The sequence below is a fragment of the Aliivibrio sp. 1S128 genome (assembly GCF_001691065.1).
Lineage (GTDB): Bacteria > Pseudomonadota > Gammaproteobacteria > Enterobacterales > Vibrionaceae > Aliivibrio.
This window is the reverse complement of record NZ_MAJV01000110.1, coordinates 1-20,902: the sequence shown is the minus strand read 5'-3', so window position 1 is coordinate 20,902 and position 20,902 is coordinate 1. Positions and strand designations below refer to the sequence as shown.

General features: G+C 39.5%; 18 protein-coding genes. 13 read left to right on the top strand and 5 right to left on the bottom strand.

All coding sequences use genetic code 11. The annotated features are described in order from the left end of the window. The first annotated feature begins 23 nt into the window (after positions 1 to 23). The 9 genes from pilW (at position 24) to A6E03_RS15370 (ending at position 9,082) form a co-directional block, all read left to right on the top strand. Positions 24 to 785, top strand: a complete 762-nt coding sequence (gene pilW / locus A6E03_RS15410) for a type IV pilus biogenesis/stability protein PilW (RefSeq protein ID WP_065592640.1) — start codon at positions 24 to 26, stop codon at positions 783 to 785. Then, positions 775 to 1,671 carry a RodZ domain-containing protein gene (locus A6E03_RS15405; RefSeq protein ID WP_065601208.1) on the top strand — a complete coding sequence of 299 codons (897 nt, stop codon included), beginning with the start codon at positions 775 to 777 and terminating at the stop codon, positions 1,669 to 1,671. Before pilW ends, A6E03_RS15405 begins: the two co-directional genes overlap by 11 nt. A 12-nt stretch (positions 1,672 to 1,683) precedes the next feature. Then, positions 1,684 to 2,802 (top strand): flavodoxin-dependent (E)-4-hydroxy-3-methylbut-2-enyl-diphosphate synthase, encoded by a 1,119-nt coding sequence (gene ispG, locus A6E03_RS15400; RefSeq protein ID WP_065592642.1) that lies wholly within the window; start codon positions 1,684 to 1,686, stop codon positions 2,800 to 2,802. Between the two features lie 41 nt (positions 2,803 to 2,843). Then, the gene (hisS, locus tag A6E03_RS15395) at positions 2,844 to 4,112 is read left to right on the top strand and encodes a histidine--tRNA ligase (RefSeq protein WP_065592643.1); all 1,269 of its coding nucleotides are present in this window, start codon (positions 2,844 to 2,846) and stop codon (positions 4,110 to 4,112) included. Positions 4,113 to 4,123: 11 nt separating this feature from the next. After that, positions 4,124 to 4,735, top strand: coding sequence for a tetratricopeptide repeat protein (locus A6E03_RS15390; RefSeq protein ID WP_065592644.1), 612 nt, complete (start codon positions 4,124 to 4,126; stop codon positions 4,733 to 4,735). 10 nt (positions 4,736 to 4,745) lie between these two features. Beyond that, a complete protein-coding gene (gene bamB, locus A6E03_RS15385) occupies positions 4,746 to 5,903 on the top strand; it encodes an outer membrane protein assembly factor BamB (RefSeq protein WP_065592645.1) in 1,158 nt (385 codons plus the stop codon). Positions 5,904 to 6,083: 180 nt separating this feature from the next. After that, on the top strand, positions 6,084 to 7,586 hold the full coding sequence (gene der, locus A6E03_RS15380) for a ribosome biogenesis GTPase Der (protein ID WP_065592646.1): 1,503 nt from the start codon (positions 6,084 to 6,086) through the stop codon (positions 7,584 to 7,586). 75 nt (positions 7,587 to 7,661) lie between these two features. Next, positions 7,662 to 8,540 (top strand): metal-dependent hydrolase, encoded by an 879-nt coding sequence (locus A6E03_RS15375; protein WP_065601207.1) that lies wholly within the window; start codon positions 7,662 to 7,664, stop codon positions 8,538 to 8,540. A gap of 308 nt (positions 8,541 to 8,848) precedes the next feature. Continuing rightward, positions 8,849 to 9,082: a zinc ribbon domain-containing protein gene (locus A6E03_RS15370; RefSeq protein WP_065592648.1), complete on the top strand. Its 234-nt coding sequence runs from the start codon at positions 8,849 to 8,851 to the stop codon at positions 9,080 to 9,082. Here the strand turns inward: A6E03_RS15370 and xseA are convergent. Then, positions 9,075 to 10,409 carry an exodeoxyribonuclease VII large subunit gene (gene xseA / locus A6E03_RS15365; protein ID WP_065592649.1) on the bottom strand — a complete coding sequence of 445 codons (1,335 nt, stop codon included), beginning with the start codon at positions 10,407 to 10,409 and terminating at the stop codon, positions 9,075 to 9,077. The two genes, A6E03_RS15370 and xseA, sit on opposite strands and share 8 nt — an antisense overlap. Before the next feature lie 209 nt (positions 10,410 to 10,618). On the opposite strand from xseA, the gene guaB reads away from it, so the two are divergent. From guaB to A6E03_RS15350, 3 genes are all read left to right on the top strand, one after another. Further along, entirely contained in the window at positions 10,619 to 12,082 is a 1,464-nt protein-coding gene (guaB, locus tag A6E03_RS15360; RefSeq protein WP_065592650.1) for an IMP dehydrogenase, read from the top strand. Positions 12,083 to 12,215: 133 nt separating this feature from the next. Continuing rightward, entirely contained in the window at positions 12,216 to 13,769 is a 1,554-nt protein-coding gene (gene guaA / locus A6E03_RS15355) for a glutamine-hydrolyzing GMP synthase (protein WP_065592651.1), read from the top strand. Positions 13,770 to 14,042: 273 nt separating this feature from the next. Further along, positions 14,043 to 15,602 (top strand): AbgT family transporter, encoded by a 1,560-nt coding sequence (locus A6E03_RS15350; protein ID WP_065592652.1) that lies wholly within the window; start codon positions 14,043 to 14,045, stop codon positions 15,600 to 15,602. A 96-nt stretch (positions 15,603 to 15,698) separates the two neighbouring features. Here the strand turns inward: A6E03_RS15350 and A6E03_RS15345 are convergent, their stop codons facing one another. Genes A6E03_RS15345 through A6E03_RS15335 form a run of 3 tightly spaced genes read right to left on the bottom strand, consistent with a single transcriptional unit; the run spans position 15,699 to position 18,079 of the window. After that, complete coding sequence (locus A6E03_RS15345; RefSeq protein ID WP_065592653.1) at positions 15,699 to 16,334, bottom strand: transcriptional regulator; 636 nt, start codon at positions 16,332 to 16,334, stop codon at positions 15,699 to 15,701. 60 nt (positions 16,335 to 16,394) lie between these two features. Continuing rightward, positions 16,395 to 17,672 (bottom strand): serine dehydratase subunit alpha family protein, encoded by a 1,278-nt coding sequence (locus A6E03_RS15340; RefSeq protein WP_065592654.1) that lies wholly within the window; start codon positions 17,670 to 17,672, stop codon positions 16,395 to 16,397. Between the two features lie 17 nt (positions 17,673 to 17,689). Next, positions 17,690 to 18,079: a Rid family detoxifying hydrolase gene (locus A6E03_RS15335; protein WP_065592655.1), complete on the bottom strand. Its 390-nt coding sequence runs from the start codon at positions 18,077 to 18,079 to the stop codon at positions 17,690 to 17,692. Between the two features lie 292 nt (positions 18,080 to 18,371). Here A6E03_RS15335 and A6E03_RS15330 point away from each other — a divergent pair, with 292 nt between their 5' ends. Further along, positions 18,372 to 19,676, top strand: coding sequence for an amino acid permease (locus tag A6E03_RS15330; protein WP_065592656.1), 1,305 nt, complete (start codon positions 18,372 to 18,374; stop codon positions 19,674 to 19,676). Between the two features lie 92 nt (positions 19,677 to 19,768). Here A6E03_RS15330 and fghA read toward each other — a convergent pair whose 3' ends face one another. Further along, the gene (gene fghA, locus A6E03_RS15325) at positions 19,769 to 20,611 is read right to left on the bottom strand and encodes an S-formylglutathione hydrolase (RefSeq protein ID WP_065601206.1); all 843 of its coding nucleotides are present in this window, start codon (positions 20,609 to 20,611) and stop codon (positions 19,769 to 19,771) included. Positions 20,612 to 20,902 lie beyond the last annotated feature (291 nt).

The window sequence follows — 20,902 nt, the reverse complement described above, 5'->3', positions numbered from 1 at the left end:
GTATAACAGCAAGGGAAGGCAGAATGAGAAAATGGAGAGTCGCGCTACTAACGGTGAGTTTGTTAGTAAGTGCCGGTTGTGTCACGGTAAATGAATCCGATGAGATGACCGACGCTGAGATAATTCGAGCTGCTGAAGCTCGAGTTACTCTTGGATTAAGCTATTTAAATGCGGGTAATATGATAAAAGCCCGTGAAAATTTGGAACTGGCTGTACGATACGCTCCCGACTATTACCGCTCTCAAACTTCCCTTGCCTATTATTATCAACAAGTAGATGAAAACGAATTAGCGGAAAAGGCTTATAAACGAGCATTACGTTCTTCGTCAAAAAATGGTAATGTATTAAATAACTACGGCGTTTTTCTTTGCAAAAATGGCCGATATGAGGAAGCTCAACAGAAGTTTACTCAAGCAATAGACCAACCTTACTACTATCTTGTTTCGGCAAGTTATGAAAATGCCGCAATGTGTGCGTTAGGTAGTGGGGATAAAGTGACAGCAAAAACGTATTTTGAGCGCTCATTGGCTCACGATCCGAATCGCGTTCGTTCCACCCTTCAATTGGCTAAATTGAATATTGATGAAGGTAACTATTCAGAACCGAGAATTGCGCTGTTTAAATTTACTAAGAAGTACGGATACAAACCCGTTAGCCTAAGCTTACTCATAGAATTAGAAAAAAAAGCAGGCAATGCGCATTTAGTTAAAAAATACGCAGATTTACTCGGGAAAAAATATCCGGACTCCAGAGAATATCAGAATTATTTAAATTATGACTCCTGAAAATATTGAAGAAAAAGTAGAAACAATTGTCGCTCCAGGGCTGCTATTAAAAGAAGCTCGTGAAGCATTAGGGTTAACTCGAGAAGATGTTTCTTCTCGCTTACGTTTACGAGTTGAAGTTCTAGAGCAAATAGAAGCAGATCTATTTGATATGGGAAAGCTGGCCACCTTTACGCGTGGCTACTATCGCTCTTACGCTAAAATGGTAAATGTACCTGAAATTGAAGTTCTAAACGCATTAGATCAATTAGGTAAAGCCAAAATAGAGCAACATGATATGCAAAGCTTTTCTCGAAAGACGAAAAGAGAAAAACACGATAATCGTATTATGAAACTGACGTGGGTAATTTTTGCAATTATTCTGGGAATGTCTGTTCTATGGTGGTGGCAAGAACAAGCTCAATTAGAGAGTGGTAATGATGCTGAATTGATCAGCGAAGTGGCTACAGCTGAATCAATGGATTCTACAATTCAAAAGACAGAAACAGAGACTGCTGCTCCTTTAGATGAAGCAGAGATGCTTGACGTTGATACGAATATGTCTGAATTAGAAACGTCTCCAGAAGCGCTTGAAAAAGAAATCGTAAAAAAGCCAGAAACGGCAGCGGTTTCTGAAGAAAAAGTTGAAGATAAAATAGCAATAGTTAGTGAAGATGTTGTTATGACATTCAAGAGTGATTGCTGGTTACAAGTTCAAGATGCCTCAAACAACCGTTTGTACTCGGGCGTTAAAAAAACAAATCAAACATTGAAGTTAACAGGTAAAGCGCCTTATAAATTAGTTATCGGTGCACCAAGCGCTGTAACCCTAACTTATAAAGGTAAGCCTGTTGATTTATCAGCATACCCAGCTGGTAAAGTTGCACGATTAACCCTACCTCAATAATGAGTTGATTCCATGCATATAGAGTCCCCAATCAAACGTCGCCAATCTACCCGCATTTATGTGGGTAATGTGCCTATTGGTGATGGCGCACCTATCGCTGTTCAGTCTATGACAAATACGTTAACGACTGATGTTGCAGCTACCGTTGCACAAATTAATGCACTTCAAAAAGTCGGTGCTGACATTGTACGAGTTTCGGTTCCAACGATGGATGCTGCGGAAGCGTTTAAGTTAATTAAACAGCAAGTGTCAGTGCCATTAGTCGCTGATATTCATTTTGATTACCGTATCGCGTTACAAGTAGCGGAGTATGGTGTTGATTGCTTACGTATCAACCCTGGTAATATTGGTAACGAGCAGCGTATTCGTTCTGTTGTTGATTGTGCAAAAGATAAAAACATTCCTATTCGCATTGGCGTGAATGGCGGTTCATTAGAAAAAGACATTCAAATTAAATACAAAGAGCCAACGGCCCAAGCGTTACTTGAGTCGGCAATGCGCCATGTAGATATTTTAGAAAGAATGAACTTTGATCAATTTAAAGTCAGCGTAAAAGCATCAGATGTTTTCTTAGCAGTCGACTCTTACCGTTTATTAGCAAAACAAATTGCTCAACCATTGCACTTAGGCATTACTGAAGCGGGCGGAGCTCGTGCAGGTTCTGTTAAATCAGCCGTTGGTTTAGGCATGTTATTGTCTGAAGGTATTGGTGATACTCTACGTATTTCATTGGCAGCAGATCCTATTGAAGAGATCAAAGTTGGCTTTGATATATTAAAGTCGTTGCGTATCCGTTCTCGTGGTATTAACTTTATTGCTTGCCCAACATGTTCTCGTCAAGAGTTTGATGTTATTGCAACAGTAAACGAGTTAGAACAGCGTTTAGAAGATTTAATCACACCAATGGACGTGTCCCTTATTGGTTGTGTTGTAAACGGTCCTGGTGAGGCTGAAGTGTCTCATATGGGGATCGCGGGAAGTAATCGTAGAAGTGCCTTCTATGAAGATGGCATTCGTCAGAAAGAGCGTTTTGATAACGACAATATTGTGGATAAGCTAGAAGCAAAAATTCGTGCAAAAGCGGCAATGTTATCAAAAGAAAACCAAATTGATGTTAATCAGATTGACTGATTAGTAAACCAGATATAAATAAAACCCATTGGGAAGTGAACGTGGCTAAAGCAATCCAAGCAATTCGAGGCATGAATGACTGCCTTCCAACACAATCGCCATTGTGGCATAAAGTAGAAGATGGCGTTAAACGCGTTATTAGTGCATATGGTTACAACGAAGTTCGTATGCCTATTGTTGAACAAACTCATCTATTTAAGCGTGCTATCGGTGAAGTGACTGACGTTGTTGAAAAAGAGATGTACACGTTTGAAGATCGTAATGGTGATAGTTTAACACTTCGTCCTGAAGGAACCGCTGGCTGTGTGCGTGCAGGGATTGAAAATGGTTTACTGTACAACCAAGAACAGCGCTTATGGTACATGGGTCCAATGTTCCGTCATGAACGCCCTCAAAAAGGTCGTTACCGTCAATTTCACCAAGTTGGTGTTGAAGTCTTTGGCCTAAACGGTCCTGATGTTGATGCCGAACTTATCATGATGACTGCACGTTTATGGCGTGAATTAGGTATTGATAAACACGTTCGTTTAGAATTGAACTCTATCGGTTCATTAGAGGCTCGTGCTAACTACCGTATCGCATTAGTTGAATTTTTAGAACAGCATCTAGATGTGTTGGATGAAGATTGCAAACGTCGTATGCACACAAACCCAATGCGAGTTCTTGATACTAAAAATCCAGAAGTACAAGCTATTTTAGGTGATGCACCTAAGTTATCTGAGTATTTAGATGATGATTCAAAAGCACATTTTTCTGGTTTATGTGAACTACTTGACGCTGCTGGCATCCAATATCAAGTTAATGAACGTTTAGTTCGTGGATTAGATTATTATAACCGTACTGTTTTTGAGTGGATCACCGAAAGTTTAGGCGCTCAAGGCACGGTATGTGGTGGTGGTCGTTATGATGGCCTAGTGGAGCAATTAGGCGGTAAAACAACTCCTGCCGTTGGTTTTGCTATGGGCTTAGAGCGTTTGGTATTACTAATGGAAACATTAGAACTAACAGATGTACGTCGTTCAGTGGATGTTTACATGGTAACGTCTGGTGAAGGAACTCTAATGGCTGGAATGAAACTGGCTGAGTCACTGCGCGAACAAGTTCCAGGTTTACGAGTAATGTGTCACTTCGGTGGTGGTAACTTTAAAAAGCAATTTAAACGTGCTGATAACGCAGGTGCTGCAGTTGCTCTTATTTTAGGTGAGAGTGAAGTGGCTGAGCAAACAGTAAACGTAAAAGATTTACATACTGGCGAACAAGAAATGTTCGCTCAAGCCGATGTATTCGCAAAATTAGCTGAATTGATTTAAGAGGATAGGACGTGGAAGCCTACGAAACTGAAGAACAACAAGTTGAAGCCATTAAAAGTTGGTGGAAAGAAAACGGCAAGGCTGTCGTAGTTGGTGGCGTTGTTGGTATTGGTGCAATTTTAGGTTGGAAATATTACCAATCGACACAAATTGAAGCAAAAGAAACAGCTTCAATTTCTTATGAAAAAACACTAACAGAATTGCAAGCCTCTGGTGCAGAAGCGGCTGAATCTACACAAGCATTTATTACCGATCATGCTAAAAGTGAGTATGCGGTATTAGCGGCACTTCAGTTAGCAAAAGTTCAAGTAGATGCAGGTCAACTTGATGCAGCACTAGAGCAATTAAATTGGGTAGCAAGTAACAGTAAAGATGAATCTTTAATTGCGACGGCTCAAATTCGTTCTGCTCGTATTCAAGCAGAACAAACTCAATTTGATGCCGCTTTAGCGACATTAGCTAATGTTAAATCAACAAGTTGGGCTGCTCGTGTTGCTGAACTAAAAGGTGATATTGCTCTAGAACAAGGCGACATAGCAACGGCTCGTACTGCTTATACTGAAGCACTACAAGCTGGAATGAACCAAGCGGTTCAAATGAAACTGGACGATTTAGCAGAGTAAGGACAACTGAATGCGTAAGGTGTTAAAAAAAGCGGCATTATGTACCTTTGGTTTCTCCATGCTTTTTGGCTGTGCGAGTGAAGAAGATACAATCGTAATGGCACCGGTTCCTGTTGTTCAGAATCAATTTGAACCAACAACGGAATGGACAAGTTCAATTGGTGATGGGGTTGGGCATTATTTTTCACGTTTAACTCCTGTTTATGCTTATCAAAAAGTGTATGTCGCAAGCCGTGATGGTCTTGTTAAAGCACTTGATCCCGAAAATGGTAAAACCATTTGGGAGCAAGATTTAGAACAAGATATATCCGCACGATTGTCGGGTGGTTTAACCCTAACTTATGGCAAAGTATTCATTGGTTCTGAGAATGGAGAGGTAATAACTCTTGATGCAGAAACAGGTGAAGAATTATGGCGTAAAACGGTTGATGGTGAAGTTCTTGCTAAGCCATTAGCAGATGAAGGTTATGTCATTGTTCATACGAGTCGCGGCGCATTAATTGCTTTTGATGCTGAGACTGGCGATGAAAAATGGCAGATCAACAGTGAAGTACCTAACTTAACGCTTCGTGGCGATAGTGCTCCCGTCAGTATTTCTGGTGGTGTATTCTGGGGTATGTCTAATGGTCGTTTAGCCGCTGCATTGATCTCTAAAGGTCAATTGTTATGGCAGCAACCAGTAGGCACACCAAAAGGCGCAACTGAAATTGATCGTTTAGTTGATGTTGATGCTTCTCCGCTTATTTTAGGTGGGCGCTTATATACCATTGGCTATAATGGTCAGCTAATTGCACTGGATCTACGTACTGGTCAGCCAGCATGGAAGCGTAATTACTCATCAGCGATAAATATGTCGTCAGATGGTAAACGTCTTTTCTTAGTAACAGAGAAAGATCACGTTGTGGCAGTTGATGCTCGAAGTGGTACTGAACTTTGGAACAATGAAGAGCTTGAATACCGTCAGCTGACCTCACCGATGATTATTGATAATTATATCGTTTTAGCTGACAGTGAAGGTTATCTACACTGGTTAGATAGAGATACTGGGCTGTTCGTTTCTCAACAAGAGATCGACAGTGATGGTATCGCAGTATCCCCAATTATTGTTGAAGATGGCTTTTTAATCGTGACTCGCGAAGGCGATATCAAAAAAATGCGAATTAAATAAGTTTTATTTGCTATAATTGTGAATTGGCTCCAAGTCATTTTGACTTTGGGGCCTTTTATTGTTTTTAGATAGTGAAAGATAATCCAATTTGGTGATGGTTTTTATCCGTTCATATTAAAAAAACTATCATCAAATTGGTATTAGCTCGCGCTATGCCTATGATTAAATTAAGAGGTATATATGATTCCTGTTGTTGCTCTGGTAGGGCGTCCAAATGTTGGTAAGTCGACGCTGTTTAACCGTGTTACACGCACAAGGGATGCATTAGTTGCTGACTTTCCAGGTTTAACTCGTGACCGTAAGTACGGTCGTGCTAAGTTAGAAGAACTTGAATTCATTTTGATCGATACCGGCGGTATTGATGGAACTGAAGAAGGTGTAGAAACTAAAATGGCTGAACAGTCATTAGCTGCGATTGAAGAAGCTGATGTTGTGTTATTTATGGTTGATGGCCGTGCTGGTTTAACATCATCTGATGAAGCGATTGCAAAACACTTACGCTCACGCGAAAAACCAACGTTCTTAGTAGTAAATAAGATCGATGGTATTGATGCCGATGCAGCAAGTGCTGAGTTCTGGCAATTAGGGATGAATAAAGTTTATCAAATTGCAGCATCACATGGTCGTGGTGTAACGTCTCTACTTGAGTTGGCTCTTGCTCCTTTCATGGAAGAGTTAATTCAAGAATCTTTGAAAGATGAAAATGGTGAGATCATGGATCTTACTGAATTTGAAGATTTTGACGAAGAAGAAAAAGATTTAACAGAAGAAGATGCAGAAAAAGACTTTGCTCGCCTTCAAGACCAACCAATCAAACTTGCGATTATCGGTCGTCCTAACGTAGGTAAATCAACGCTAATTAACCGTATTTTAGGTGAAGAGCGTGTGGTTGTTTACGATATGCCAGGTACTACTCGTGATTCTATTTACATTCCAATGGAACGTGAAGGTCAAGAATACGTACTTATTGATACTGCAGGTGTTCGTCGCCGTGGCCGTATCAATGAAACGGTTGAGAAATTCTCTGTAATCAAAACATTGAAAGCGGTTGAAGATGCTAACGTAGTATTGCTTGTTATCGATGCTCGTGAAAACATCTCAGATCAAGATCTAAGCTTATTAGGCTTTGCATTGAACGCCGGTCGTTCATTAGTGATTGCAGTGAATAAGTGGGATGGTCTTGATAATGAAGTTAAGGAAAAAGTGAAATCTGAGCTAGACCGTCGTCTAGGTTTCGTTGATTTTGCTCGTCTGCACTTTATTTCAGCGTTGCATGGTACAGGTGTTGGTCATTTATATGAATCAGTACAAGAAGCGTATGTTTCAGCAACTAAACGTGTAGGTACATCTGTTCTTACTCGTGTTATGAAAATGGCTCAAGATGATCACCAACCGCCAATGGTTCGTGGCCGTCGTGTGAAATTGAAATATGCACACGCAGGTGGTTATAACCCACCGCTTATCGTTATTCACGGTAACCAAGTAAAAGAATTACCATCTTCTTACAAACGTTTCTTAATGAACTACTTCCGTAAATCATTAGAAATAATGGGCACACCTATTCGTATTCAATTCCAGAATAGTGAAAACCCATTTGAAGATCGCGGTGGCAAGTTGACTCTATCTCAAGAGCGTCAACGCAAGCGCCTAGTTGGCGCGGTGAAAAACCGTAATAAAAAGTAATTTTTAATTACCTTACTTATACATAGTCAATAATAAAACGCCCACCTTGTTGGGCGTTTTTTTTAGGTGAAATTTATGATAGAGCTATCAGCAACAGAGATCCTTTTTTGTCATAACACATGGCAACACACGTCAGTTGTTCAATTAATTAAAGAAACAGACCAAGGGACATGGTTTGTTACTAAAGAAACGCCCTTTCATCCAGTTAGCCACATCTGGCCTGATCATCCTGAAGATAAAGGTACTGTCGTGATTAATGGGATTAAATACCCAGTACTTGCTTGTCAAACGGGTGCGATTGAATTGGCAACCGGTGAGCTATATATAGATAAAGATATCCCAATTAAACGTGGAGAAGCGGGGTGGGTGTTTGTTGTATCGCATTTAATCTCTAAAAAATCTAATATTGCAGTAGAAAATACTGTCGAACTAACGGTTGATAAAGAATACCAAGATGCATTGAGCCGTGGGCACAGTGCAGGTCATATCGCTTATCTCGCATTAAATAAAGTATTACATACAAGTTATTGGCGTAAGGATGCAGATAGAAAAGACGAATTAGGACATCACAATTTTAATAGCTATGCACAGGAAACCAGTTTTGTCACAGAAGATCAGTGTGAAGATGTTTACCGTCTAGGAAAAACATTACGTAAGCGTGGCTTGAATAGTGCTGAACTGATGGCTGATCTTAGCTCTATTACTGAGCAAGTAAATCAGCAGATAACTGTGTGGTTAGCCTTAGAAAATGAAGTTTCTATTGAATGTGAAGGTAAAGCGTTAACCGATTCACGTTACTGGATTGCAGATTTTGGTATAGATGGTGTAGTAAAACTTCCTTGTGGTGGAACTCATGTCTCTTCATTTAAAGAATATCAAGAGATTAAAGTTGAGCTGAAAACACAAGGTGAACAAGAATTATTAATGCTGACTCATTCGAAAAAACGAATTTAAAGTTGAAATTACATAAGATGTAATTCTTATTTTGCATTTTGTGTAATTTGCGTTTTTTCCACTAAAACAGAGAAGGTTAATGCTGATTGATGTTCTGGATCTTCTGGTTTTAAAACCACTAATTGAAACATTATATCGTTTTAAATTGAAGGACAGGATATGTAACTAATGCTTTCGGGGTGTGGTTATATAAATGTTCTTAAGTGGCATGATCGCTGATCAGATCCCAATAAGCATGAAGATCCGCATTCTTTGATGTGTACAGAGAGTCTGTATTTATTTTTAAATAAATTAAGAAGGAATATGCAATGCAAATAAATGAGTGTCCTAAATGTCAGTCTGAATTACGTTGGCATAAAGAAGGATATCATTGCGATTTTTGTCAGGTTGATTTTAAAAAAATAGCCTACTGTCCAGATTGCAACAAAGAAATGGAAAAGCTCAATGCATGTGGTGCACCAAGCTATTTTTGTCATGATTGTAATGAGTTGAAATCAAAATCTCGTGCGAAAACAGAATTTGTAGAAATTAGTCTTAGTTAATTACGGTAGATGTAATTTCACCATCGACAAAGCGAGTGGTTATGTTCTCACCCGTTTCTACTTGTTTTGTTGAAGTGACAACCGCGCCTTTCTTATTACGAGTAATAGAGTAGCCGCGTTGTAATGTTGCTAATGGGCTTACAGTATCCAGTTTTTCTGCTGCTAGAGCTAACTGATGGCGCTGCATGAGCAAATTTCTATCCATTGAATCTAATAAGCGACGTTTTAATTCTTCAATACGTAATTTATCTTGAGGGATTTTTTTACTTGGAGATAAATTATTTAATCGGAGAGTTAGGTTTTCAATTTTATGCTGATGACGTTGTAGGCGTTGCTGCATATACGTCATTAAACGCTGATTCAAATCATCTAGTTTTTGGCTTTGATTATTTAACTGCATTTGTGGATGCTGTTTTTCAAGACGATGTTGAAGTGCTGATAATTGGCGCTGCTGCCCTGATAAATAGCGATCCATTGCACTGTTCAGACGACGTTTCTGGTGAGTAACAGTTTGCAGCTGGGAAGATAAATCTCGGCTCACTAACTCAGCGGCTGCAGAAGGCGTCGGAGCTCTAACGTCAGCAACAAAATCTGCAATGGTTACGTCTATTTCATGGCCAACGGCACTAACGATAGGGATTTTACTAGCTGCAATTGTACGAGCGACTATTTCTTCGTTGAAGCACCAAAGATCCTCTAGAGAACCACCGCCACGGCCAACGATCAAAATATCACATTCATTACGAGTATTGGCACGTCCAATCGCTTGAGCTATTTGAATTGCAGCGCTTGCCCCTTGAACCATCGTAGGATAAATCACGACAGGAAGATTAGGATCTCGTCGTTTTAATACATTTAGAATATCAAAAAGCGCAGCGCCAGTTTGCGAGGTAATGACGCCAACACGTTTTGGTTGCTCAGGTAAAGGTTGTTTCGCTGTTTGAGCAAAAAGTCCTTCAGCGGCGAGTGACATTTTTAATTGATCAAACTCTTGTTGAAGACGACCATCTCCTTCGGGCTGCATACTTTCAATGATTATTTGGTAGTCACCACGAGGTTCATAAAGAGAAAGGCGGGCTTTAACAAGAACTTGTTTACCGTTTTGGGGCTTAAAGGTAACTCGACGGTTATTGCCTTTAAACATAGCACATTTGACTTGAGCTTGACTGTCTTTGAGGGTGAGGTACCAGTGGCCAGAAACAGGCACGGTTAGGTTGGATATTTCACCAACAAGCCAAACAATTCCCATTTCATTCTCTAATAATAAGCGAACTTCAGAGTTAAGACGAGAGACAGTAAAGATGCGAGGATTGGAATCGAGAGACATCAGAATGCCTTAGACATGAATATAGGAATTAGCGGCAATATAATACATATCAAGGGGGTAAATGCAAATTAAAAACAAATAAATGTCTAGCCAAGCGTTTGCGTGATGCGTATAATCCGTCTGCAATATCAAATCCAAAACACTTTATTATGCGAAACGATAAAGTGGGATTTATTTCTTTTAACACCTTATGTTGTGAGATATTGCAAATGCTACGAATCGCAAAAGAAGCTTTAACCTTCGATGACGTTTTACTCGTCCCAGCACACTCTACTGTTCTTCCTAACACCGCTGATATTCGCACTCAGTTAACGAAGAGCATCTCTCTAAATATCCCAATGATTTCAGCATCAATGGATACCGTGACAGAAGCGCGTCTTGCTATTGCTTTAGCGCAAGAGGGTGGCATCGGTTTTATCCACAAAAACATGTCAATTGAACAGCAAGCTGAAGAAGTTCGCTTAGTAAAAATCTTTGAAGCAGGCGTTGTCTCTGCTCCAGTAACCGTTCGTCCTGACGCAACTATTCAAGATGTGAAAGATCTGACTGAAAAACACGGTTTTGCTGGCTTCCCTGTAGTAACTGACACTAATGAACTTGTTGGTATCATTACTGGTCGTGATGTTCGTTTCGTAACAGATTTATCTAAGAAAGTTGACGTTGTAATGACGCCAAAATCACGCTTAGCTTCTGTTAAAGAAGGCGCAACTCGTGAAGAAGTTCAAGAGAAAATGCATGAAGCTCGCGTTGAGAAAGTATTGGTAGTGAACGATGAGTTCCAACTAACTGGTATGATCACAGCAAAAGATTTCCATAAAGCAGAACGTAAACCGAATGCATGTAAAGACGAACGTGGTCGTCTACGTGTTGGTGCTGCTGTTGGTGCGGGTGCTGGTAATGAAGAGCGTGTTGCTGCTCTTGTTGAAGCGGGTGTTGACGTACTACTTATCGATTCATCACACGGTCACTCAGAAGGCGTTTTACAACGTATTCGTGAAACTCGTGCTGCTTTCCCTGATCTACAAATAATCGGTGGTAACGTTGCGACTGGTTTAGGCGCTCAAGCATTAATCGATGCTGGCGTAAGTGCGGTTAAAGTAGGTATTGGCCCTGGTTCAATTTGTACTACTCGAATTGTAACGGGTGTTGGTGTTCCTCAAATTACAGCAATTTCAGACGCAGCTGAAGTGGCAAATGCTCACGGCATCCCTGTTATTGCTGATGGCGGCATTCGTTACTCTGGTGATATCTGTAAAGCAATCGCTGCCGGTGCATCATGTGTCATGGTTGGCTCAATGTTTGCTGGTACAGAAGAAGCACCGGGTGAAGTTATTCTTTATCAAGGTCGTTCATACAAATCTTACCGTGGCATGGGCTCTCTTGGCGCAATGTCTCAAGGTTCTTCAGACCGTTACTTCCAATCAGATAATGCAGCCGACAAACTTGTACCAGAAGGTATTGAAGGTCGTATCGCTTATCGTGGTCGTCTAAAAGAGATCGTTCACCAACAAATGGGTGGTTTACGCTCAAGTATGGGTCTAACGGGTTCTGCAACGATTGAAGACATGCGTACTAAAGCAGAATTTGTACGAATCTCAGGTGCGGGTATGAAAGAATCGCACGTACATGATGTTCAGATCACAAAAGAAGCACCAAACTACCGTTTAGGTTAGAAAAAGCGCCTAGGTTAATTTTTCTTCATATTTTTCTTTGAAATATGAAGAAATACTTTGTACCAAATTCAATTTTAAGCGTGTGGTTTTATAGTAAAACCACACTAAATAAATGACTTTTTGAGAAAGACTAATGACGACTAATATCCACGCTCAACGCATTCTTATTTTAGATTTTGGTTCTCAATACACGCAGCTTGTTGCGCGTCGTATTCGTGAGATAGGTGTTTACTGTGAGCTTTGGAGCTGGGATGTAGAAGAATCGGATATCCGTGACTTCAATCCTGATGGCATCATATTATCTGGTGGTCCAGAAAGTGTTACAGAGGCAAATTCTCCTCGTGCTCCTCAATATGTATTTGATTCTGGTGTTCCTGTATTCGGTGTATGTTACGGCATGCAAACAATGGCAGAGCAACTTGGCGGTAAAGTAGCAACGTCTACTGAGCGTGAGTTTGGCTATGCTGCGGTTCAAGTAACTGGCGAATCAGCGTTGTTTAAAGATCTTGAAGCAACTCAAGATGTTTGGATGAGCCACGGTGATAAAGTTGTTGAAATTCCATCTGATTTCGTAAAAATTGCAGAGACAGAAACTTGTCCTTACGCTGCAATGGCGAATGAAGAGAAAAAATATTACGGTGTTCAATTCCACCCAGAAGTAACACACACTAAAAATGGCCTAAAAATGCTTGAGAACTTTGTTCTTAATGTATGTGGTTGTGAAGGTCTGTGGACTTCTGCATCTATCATTGAAGATGCAGTTGCTCGTATTAAAGAGCAAGTGGGTGACGATGAAGTTATCCTTGGATTATCTGGTGGTGTTGATTCATCAGTGGTTGCGATGCTTGCTCACCGTGCAATTGGCGACAAACTAACGTGTGTATTTGTTGATAACGGTTTACTTCGTTTAAATGAAGCAGAACAAGTGATGGAAATGTTCAGTGAAGGCTTTGGTCTTAAGATCATTCATGTTGAAGCTGAAGAGCGTTTCTTAACTGCTCTTAGTGGTGAATCCGATCCAGAAGCTAAGCGTAAGATCATTGGTCATGTGTTTGTTGATATCTTTGATGAAGAATCTAAGAAACTATCAAATGCTAAGTGGTTAGCTCAAGGGACAATTTACCCAGACGTTATCGAGTCTGCGGCGTCTAAAACGGGTAAAGCACACGTTATTAAATCTCACCATAACGTTGGCGGCCTTCCTGATGACATGGAAATGGGTCTTGTTGAACCGTTACGTGAATTGTTTAAAGATGAAGTTCGTAAGATCGGTCTAGAATTAGGTCTTCCATACAACATGCTTTATCGTCACCCGTTCCCTGGACCTGGTCTAGGTGTACGTGTTCTTGGCGAAGTTAAGAAAGAGTACTGTGATTTACTTCGTCGTGCTGATGCGATCTTTATTGAAGAACTTCATAATGCTGATCTTTACAATAAAGTATCTCAAGCATTCACGGTATTCTTACCAGTACGCTCTGTTGGCGTAATGGGTGATGGCCGTAAATACGATTGGGTTGTCTCTCTACGTGCGGTAGAAACAATTGATTTCATGACGGCGCATTGGGCACATTTACCATACGATTTCTTAGGTAAAGTATCTAACCGTATTATTAATGAAGTTGGTGGTATTTCTCGTGTTGTTTACGATATTTCAGGTAAACCACCAGCGACGATTGAATGGGAATAATTCTAATTTAATTGTTAAATGATGAATATAATAAAGCGCCGAAAGGCGCTTTTTTTGTTTCTATTGTAATGTAAATATTAACCTTGTTAGTTATATGTTTCATTGAAACATTATTTTACAAATTTACTATTTGCACAGTGCTGAAAATGCAATGTATTCATCTTTTCTTAGCAATATCTGGTTTACACTGATTTAGCAAAGGAATAGATAAAGAATAAAAAAAATTAAATCTCTTTATCTTTACATACAACATTAAACAAAATGGAGTTACGGATGAGTAACCAAGCAGCAGAGAAAGCATCTAAGCCAAGTGGTATGGATCGCTTTCTAAATACAATCGAACGAGTAGGTAATAAGATCCCAGATCCTGCACTACTGTTTTTCTGGGGCCTTTTAATTGTTTGGGGCCTTTCGGCGCTATTATCACAAGTACAATTTGACTTGATTCATCCTGTTACTCAAGATGCAGTTCAAGTGAAAAACCTTTTAACGGGTGATTCTTTAGCAAACTTTTTAGCAACAATGGTAACTAACTTTACCAGTTTTGCTCCATTAGGCATCGTATTAGTTGCCATGCTAGGTGTTGGTGTTGCTGACTCTTCAGGCTTTATTCAAACTGGCCTAAAGAAAATGCTGAACTTCACGCCAGCTAAATTACTAACACCAATGCTTATCCTTGTTGCGATTGTGTCACACACAGCAGCAGATGCCGGTTATGTATTAGTTATTCCACTTGGTGGTATCATTTTCCACGCGGCGGGTCGTCATCCGTTAGCGGGTATTGCCGCAGCATTTGCCGGTGTATCTGGTGGTTTCTCTGCTAACTTTATTCCATCGGGTATTGATCCATTACTTGCCGGTTTTACACAAACTGCAGCACAAGTATTGGATACGTCTTACATCGTTAACCCATTAGCAAATATTTACTTTACTGGTCTTTCTTCAATTTTAATTGTTGTGATTGGTTGGTATGTAACCGAGAAAATCATTGAGCCTCGTTTAGCGAAAACACCAGTAGATAAAGATGCAGAAACCGCGCCAGATTTAGGATCATTCACTGAAATTGAATCAAGAGCATTTAAGTTTGCAGGTTGGGCAATGGTTGCTGGTATCGCATTACTTATCGCGCTTATTTACCCTGAAGATTCAGCGCTTCGTTCTCCAGATGGTCAAATTACCTCATTCTCTGCGCCATTAATGAAGTCTATTGTTCCACTTATCTTCATTTTATTTATCATTCCGGGTATCGTTTTTGGGCGAGTTTCTGGTACGTTTAAAAGCAGTAATGATGTAATCAAAGCAATGTCAGAGACGATGGGCACAATGGGTGCATACATGGTTATGTCATTCTTCTGTGCACAGTTCTTAGTTGCGTTCAGCCAATCGAACATTGGTACAATCTTAGCGATGTACGGTGCTGATGTACTTAAAGCAATGGAGCTTCCTGGTCAGCTAACGATTATTGGTATGATTTTGCTTACCGCATTTGTAAACCTATTAATCGGTTCTGCATCAGCTAAATGGGCATTAATTGGTCCAGTATTAGTTCCAATGCTAATGGGTGTTGGTATCTCTCCTGAGTTATCTCAAGCGGCATACCGTGTAGGTGATTCTGTTTCAAATATCATCTCACCATTAATGGTATTCTTCCCATTAGTAGTGGTTTATTGCCAACGTTATGTTAAGTCTACAGGTATCGGTACATTGGCTTCTCTAATGATGCCTTTCTCTATCGCTATGCTAATTGGTTGGACAATCTTCTTACTAGCGTACTGGGCTCTAGGTATTCCTCTAGGGATACAAGCACCATATACATACCAATTACCTGGTTAATATAAGCACTTCGCTTTATGAAATAGCTTATAAAATAAAAGCCCTGAGAATGATAAGTTCTCAGGGCTTTTTTGTATGACGTTCTTTTCTTTTTTATTATTTAAATTTTCTTAAATAACGATAAACAGAGTCTTTAGACACATTAAGAATGTTGGCGGTTATTTGAGTCGCATCTTTTATATTAAACGCCCCTTGATGATGTAAACGTTCAACAATGGTTCTTACTCTTCGAGAAATAGCAATGCTTTCATCTTCTAATACTTCGCTTTGTATTCTTGCAATAGAGTCTGTCAGCATTTCAATACTGTCTTTTGCAAAGGTTTCAGGTGACGCTGCTAATTGATTTGCTTGTGGGAATAGGTCCATAAAGAAGCTATTCATTGGCACATCAAGATTAGAGTTAATGCAAAGTAAAGCGATAGGTATTCCTGCTTCATTTCTAATCATTGAAGTAACAGAGCGAAGTAGTTCACCTTTATCAGTTCTTGTGAAATAAGGTGTCGATACATCGGATCCTGCCTTCAATTTCTCTAACGCAAGATTGGTAATGGGTGCACCAATACCACGACCAGTGACGTGGCCATTAGCGATCTTTATGATTGATGGATTATCAGAATCAAGAGAGTGCAGTACCACTTCAACATGTTTTCCAAACATAGCAGCAATGCCATCAACAATACTATAAGTTGATTTCAGTATGAGTTTATCGGCAGTAGAAAGTTTATGTAGCATATGTTTTCTTTATGTTGGTAAAAAGATGATGTCACTTAGTGTGTAAGTGACATCTTTTCATTATGACGCCATTATTTCAATGATTTCATGATCAATATTTGGCATTCCAGTTGTTATCATTCTACCGATGTTTTGAATGGTTTTTTCTACATCTTCAGCAATAACACCCTGCTTCGTTACGCAATGATTATTCAAAGCGAGTAAGGATGATTTCATTGCCGATTGGGCGCTGCTGCCTACTTTCATCGCACAGGTTGATTTCGCACCATCACAGATCATACCGCTAGTATCACTGATTGTGTTTTGTATTGCTGAACAAGATTGCTCGAATGTACCACCCGCTAAATATACCATTGCCATTGCTGCAGCAGCAGATGTGACGGCATTACCACAAAATGCGGATAGTGGTGGATAATGAGATTTGATGTAAATGGCACCAAGGTGACTCATAATAAAGGCTCTTGCTAATGCTTCTTCATCAGCATTATAAAAATCAGCCATTTTAACGACCGGAATCGTTGCGGCTATACCTTGATTACCGCTGCCATAATTAGACATAGCAGGTAAAGTCGCGCCACCCATTCGAGCATCAGATGCTGCAGAGGTATAAATTAAAATATCACTATCTAAGCTTTTTGAAAGTAAACCAGTATCTATATTCTTTTGATAAGTTCGACCCACTTCTAAGCCGTATGGGTTCTTTAGTCCTTCTTGAGCTAGTGCAATATTGAGATCTTTAGCTTTAAGAATAAATTTAATGTCATCGAATTCAGCGTGAGTTGCAAAGTCATAAATGGATGAAATAGTGATATCTACACCATCACAAATAGAAGCGGTAGAGGCTTTTGGTAATGAAGAATCAAGGGAAAAAATGACATTACCATCAAGTCGTTTTTCTACAATGAGAGTGTGACCCCCGCTGATAGTGACTTCTGCGTGATGTTGTGAGCCTTTAACTACAACGCGACAATAAATGAACTCCTCTGTAGTTTCTCGTTTTACTTGAACTCGGCCAGCATCAATAAGTTGTTGCGCTTCATTTACTTGGGATTCAGTCAGTTTTGCAAGAACTTCTAAACCAGCTTCTGGGTTTCCACCTGTAGCGCCAGTCGCTGCTGCGATGGCAAGACCAACTCTACCTGTTCTTGGAACAAAAACACCCATACTATTTTTATACAAATTATCAGAGACAAAAACATCAATTGTTTCAGCTTTTTCTCCTAGCATTTGCGTTGCTACGCTTGTTGCATAGGCCGCACAAATAGGTTCAGTACAGCCAAGAGCTGGCTTCACGACATTTTTTAAAATAGTAATGTATTGCTTCCAGGTAGAGTTCATTTTGTTCACCTTTTTAGTTATACCGTTGTTTTCTTGTGAGCAATCGCTTCGACTTCAACTAATACGCCAAGCGGAAGATCTTTTACCGCAAAGCAAGAACGAGCAGGGCAGTCGGTATGGAAAACGGTTTTATATACTTCATTAAATGCTGAAAAATCAGTGATGTTAGCAAGGTAGCAGGTTGTTTTTAAAACCGTATTCACATCACCATCAGCGGCTTCAATTACTGACATTAAGTTTTTAAGAGACATTACTGATTGAGCGGTAATGCCCCCTTCTACAACAGAGCCAGTTGAGCCATCAACAGGTAATTGACCTGATGTGAAAATAAGACCATTAAATGCAGTACCGTGAGAGTAAGGACCGATTGCTTCTGGAGCTGATTTTGCCACGATAATTTGTTTCATATTTCCCATCCTTTTTTTTGCAACTATTGTTGACTTGGAGTTTGATTTTTAATTATGCAAAAATAATTGCATTTATTTTGTGTGAGTTGAATTTATGCTTATTCGTAAGGGAATGCAATGACTTTGTTGCAAATCTTTGTTTATTTTACGAACTGAGATCTCGATATCATTTCAAATAAAATTGCATTGTTATTTTTAAATTAGAGAGTAAATTCTTCAAAAGTTGCAAAAAATGGCGTTTAGACGCTTTAAAATTATAAAAATAATGTTCCCTACAAAGATGGAGTTTTATATGAACACAGCTACATTGGCGAATCCAAGTCATGGTAAAAGTGATATGACTGATTCTGAATGGAAAAAAGCCACTAAATTCGACAGTGTCGATATTGGATGGATTGTAATCAGCATTGGTATGGCGATAGGGGCAGGGATCGTATTTTTGCCTGTTCAAGTAGGTATCATGGGGATCTGGGTTTTTCTTCTGTCTTCAATTATTGGTTACCCAGCCATGTATTTGTTTCAAAAACTTTTTATCAATACTCTTGCCGAAGCAAAAACTTGTACAGATTATCCTGGTGTGATTACCGGATATTTAGGTAAAAACTGGGGGGTAGCTTTAGGGGCCCTTTATTTCATCATGCTTGTTATTTGGGTATTGGTATACGCACTTGCTGTAACCAATGACAGTTCTTCGTACTTACATTCGTTTGGTGTTACGGAAGGGCATTTAAATGATAACGTGTTTTATGGTTTAGGTTTAATTTGTATACTTGCTTTTATTGGTTCTAAAGGTGAGAAGTTACTCTTTAAATTATCTGGCTTTATGGCCGTAACAGTACTTTCATTAGTTGCTGTTATGGGGTTATTACTGGTTTCTCGTTGGGATTTTTCTAACGTACCAGCCATTGGCTCTTTTGGCCCAATGCTAAAAGATGCGATCATTACGCTTCCATTTACACTAACGTCTATTCTTTTTATTCAGTCGCTTAGCCCTATGGTTATCTCATACCGTTCACGTGAGAAATCAATTGAAGTTGCACGTTATAAATCACTAAGAGCGATGAATATTGCTTTTTCAATCTTATTTGTTGTTGTTTTCTTTTTTGCTGTGTCATTTACCTTTGCTATCAGTCAAGAGCAAGCGGCAGAAGCGATGAATAAAAATATCTCAGCTCTCGCTATTATTGCTCATTACTTCCCAGGCAGTTGGGCTACCGTTACGGGTATCGTGATTAATATTTTTGCTGTAGTTACCTCATTCTTCGGTGTATTTATGGCATTCCAAGAAGCGTGTCGTGGTTTGGCGATGAATATTTTACTAAGACGCATGGATGAGTCGGCGATTAACAAAGAGTTAGTTAATAAACTTATCACGGTATTTATTGTTTTATTGGCTTGGTCGGCAGTCGCATTAAATGCACCTATCTTATCTTTCACATCAATTTGTAGCCCTGTGTTTGGTTTGGTTGGTTGTTTAATTCCAGCTTATCTTGTTCATAAGGTGCCAGATCTTCATAAATACAAAGGTCTATCAACTAACTTAATCATCGTGACAGGTATATTACTTTGTATCTCTCCAGTATTAGCATTCATCTAATCGTATTGGATTATTAGATATAAAAAAGCCCAGAGAAGGAGAACCTACTCTGGGTTTTTGTTGTTTATGCTTTTACTTATCTTAAACCAGTATTATTTATTTAAATAAGCAGCATGAAATTCTAGGTGGCCATCAATAAACGTCGATATAAAGAAGTAGCTGTGGTCGTAACCTGGTTGCATTCTTACATTTATATCCGCACCAGATTGCTCTGCCGAAGAAAGTAGGTATTCAGGTTTTAATTGATTTTCTAAGAAGCCATCGGCCTCACCTTGGTCAACTAAAATCGGAAGTTTAGCCCCTTTTTTAAGAAGCTCAGAGCTATCGTATTCTTTCCAAGTGTCTTTACTATCGCCAAGGTATAGACCTAATGCTTTTTGACCCCAAGGGCAGTTAATAGGGCTTGATATTGGGCTAAATGCAGAGATAGATTGGTATGCATTTTGGTTTTTTAACCCGATAGTAATTGCACCGTGTCCACCCATACTATGACCAGATATAGATTTTTTATCTGATACAGGGAAATGCTCTTCAATTAAAGAAGGCAGCTCTTTAGTTACGTAATCGTACATGTGATAGTGACGATTCCACGGCGCTTGTGTTGCGTTTAAATAGAACCCTGCACCTAGGCCAAAATCGTACGCGCCTTCTGCATCATCAGGTACATCTTCACCACGAGGACTTGTATCCATTGCTACAATAGCAATACCTAATTCAGCCGCTTTTTTGAATGCGCCTGCTTTTTGCATAAAGTTTTCATCAGTACACGTTAAGCCTGATAACCAATACAGCACAGGGACTTTATTTGTCTCTGATGCATTAGCTGGAAGATAAATTGCAAAACGCATATCGCAATTTAATGCTGATGAAGTATGTGTGTACTGTTTATGCCAACCACCGGCAACTTTAGCTTGGCTGATGTTTTCAACTGTCATGATGAATCCTTATAATATTTAATTCATATCAGTGATTTCACTGCATAGAATGAGGTATCTACTGATTGATTTTAAAGTGCTTTGAGGCGGGGAAATAATACTTAGCAATTATATTCATCAGCGCGCCACCCACGCGAAAATGAAGACGTATTTATTTTCATTTGCTGAAAGCACTTTAAAATCAAAAAGTCATTTATAAATGGCTCCCATCAGTATAGAAGATGGGAGCAAAATAAAATCAAGTTCTAACGGTTTGAGCTAGAATCGAATTTCTTATTTATCCATATGTAG

Coding starts and splice junctions, on each gene's coding strand:
- guaA (WP_065592651.1), top strand. CDS start 12,216: ATGACGACTAATATCCACGCTCAACGCATTCTTATTTTAGATTTTGGT.
- A6E03_RS15330 (WP_065592656.1), top strand. CDS start 18,372: ATGAACACAGCTACATTGGCGAATCCAAGTCATGGTAAAAGTGATATG.
- A6E03_RS15370 (WP_065592648.1), top strand. CDS start 8,849: ATGCAAATAAATGAGTGTCCTAAATGTCAGTCTGAATTACGTTGGCAT.
- A6E03_RS15340 (WP_065592654.1), bottom strand. CDS start 17,672: ATGAACTCTACCTGGAAGCAATACATTACTATTTTAAAAAATGTCGTG.
- der (WP_065592646.1), top strand. CDS start 6,084: ATGATTCCTGTTGTTGCTCTGGTAGGGCGTCCAAATGTTGGTAAGTCG.
- ispG (WP_065592642.1), top strand. CDS start 1,684: ATGCATATAGAGTCCCCAATCAAACGTCGCCAATCTACCCGCATTTAT.
- xseA (WP_065592649.1), bottom strand. CDS start 10,409: ATGTCTCTCGATTCCAATCCTCGCATCTTTACTGTCTCTCGTCTTAAC.
- A6E03_RS15350 (WP_065592652.1), top strand. CDS start 14,043: ATGAGTAACCAAGCAGCAGAGAAAGCATCTAAGCCAAGTGGTATGGAT.
- guaB (WP_065592650.1), top strand. CDS start 10,619: ATGCTACGAATCGCAAAAGAAGCTTTAACCTTCGATGACGTTTTACTC.
- A6E03_RS15345 (WP_065592653.1), bottom strand. CDS start 16,334: ATGCTACATAAACTTTCTACTGCCGATAAACTCATACTGAAATCAACT.
- fghA (WP_065601206.1), bottom strand. CDS start 20,611: ATGACAGTTGAAAACATCAGCCAAGCTAAAGTTGCCGGTGGTTGGCAT.
- A6E03_RS15405 (WP_065601208.1), top strand. CDS start 775: ATGACTCCTGAAAATATTGAAGAAAAAGTAGAAACAATTGTCGCTCCA.
- bamB (WP_065592645.1), top strand. CDS start 4,746: ATGCGTAAGGTGTTAAAAAAAGCGGCATTATGTACCTTTGGTTTCTCC.
- A6E03_RS15335 (WP_065592655.1), bottom strand. CDS start 18,079: ATGAAACAAATTATCGTGGCAAAATCAGCTCCAGAAGCAATCGGTCCT.
- A6E03_RS15375 (WP_065601207.1), top strand. CDS start 7,662: ATGATAGAGCTATCAGCAACAGAGATCCTTTTTTGTCATAACACATGG.
- pilW (WP_065592640.1), top strand. CDS start 24: ATGAGAAAATGGAGAGTCGCGCTACTAACGGTGAGTTTGTTAGTAAGT.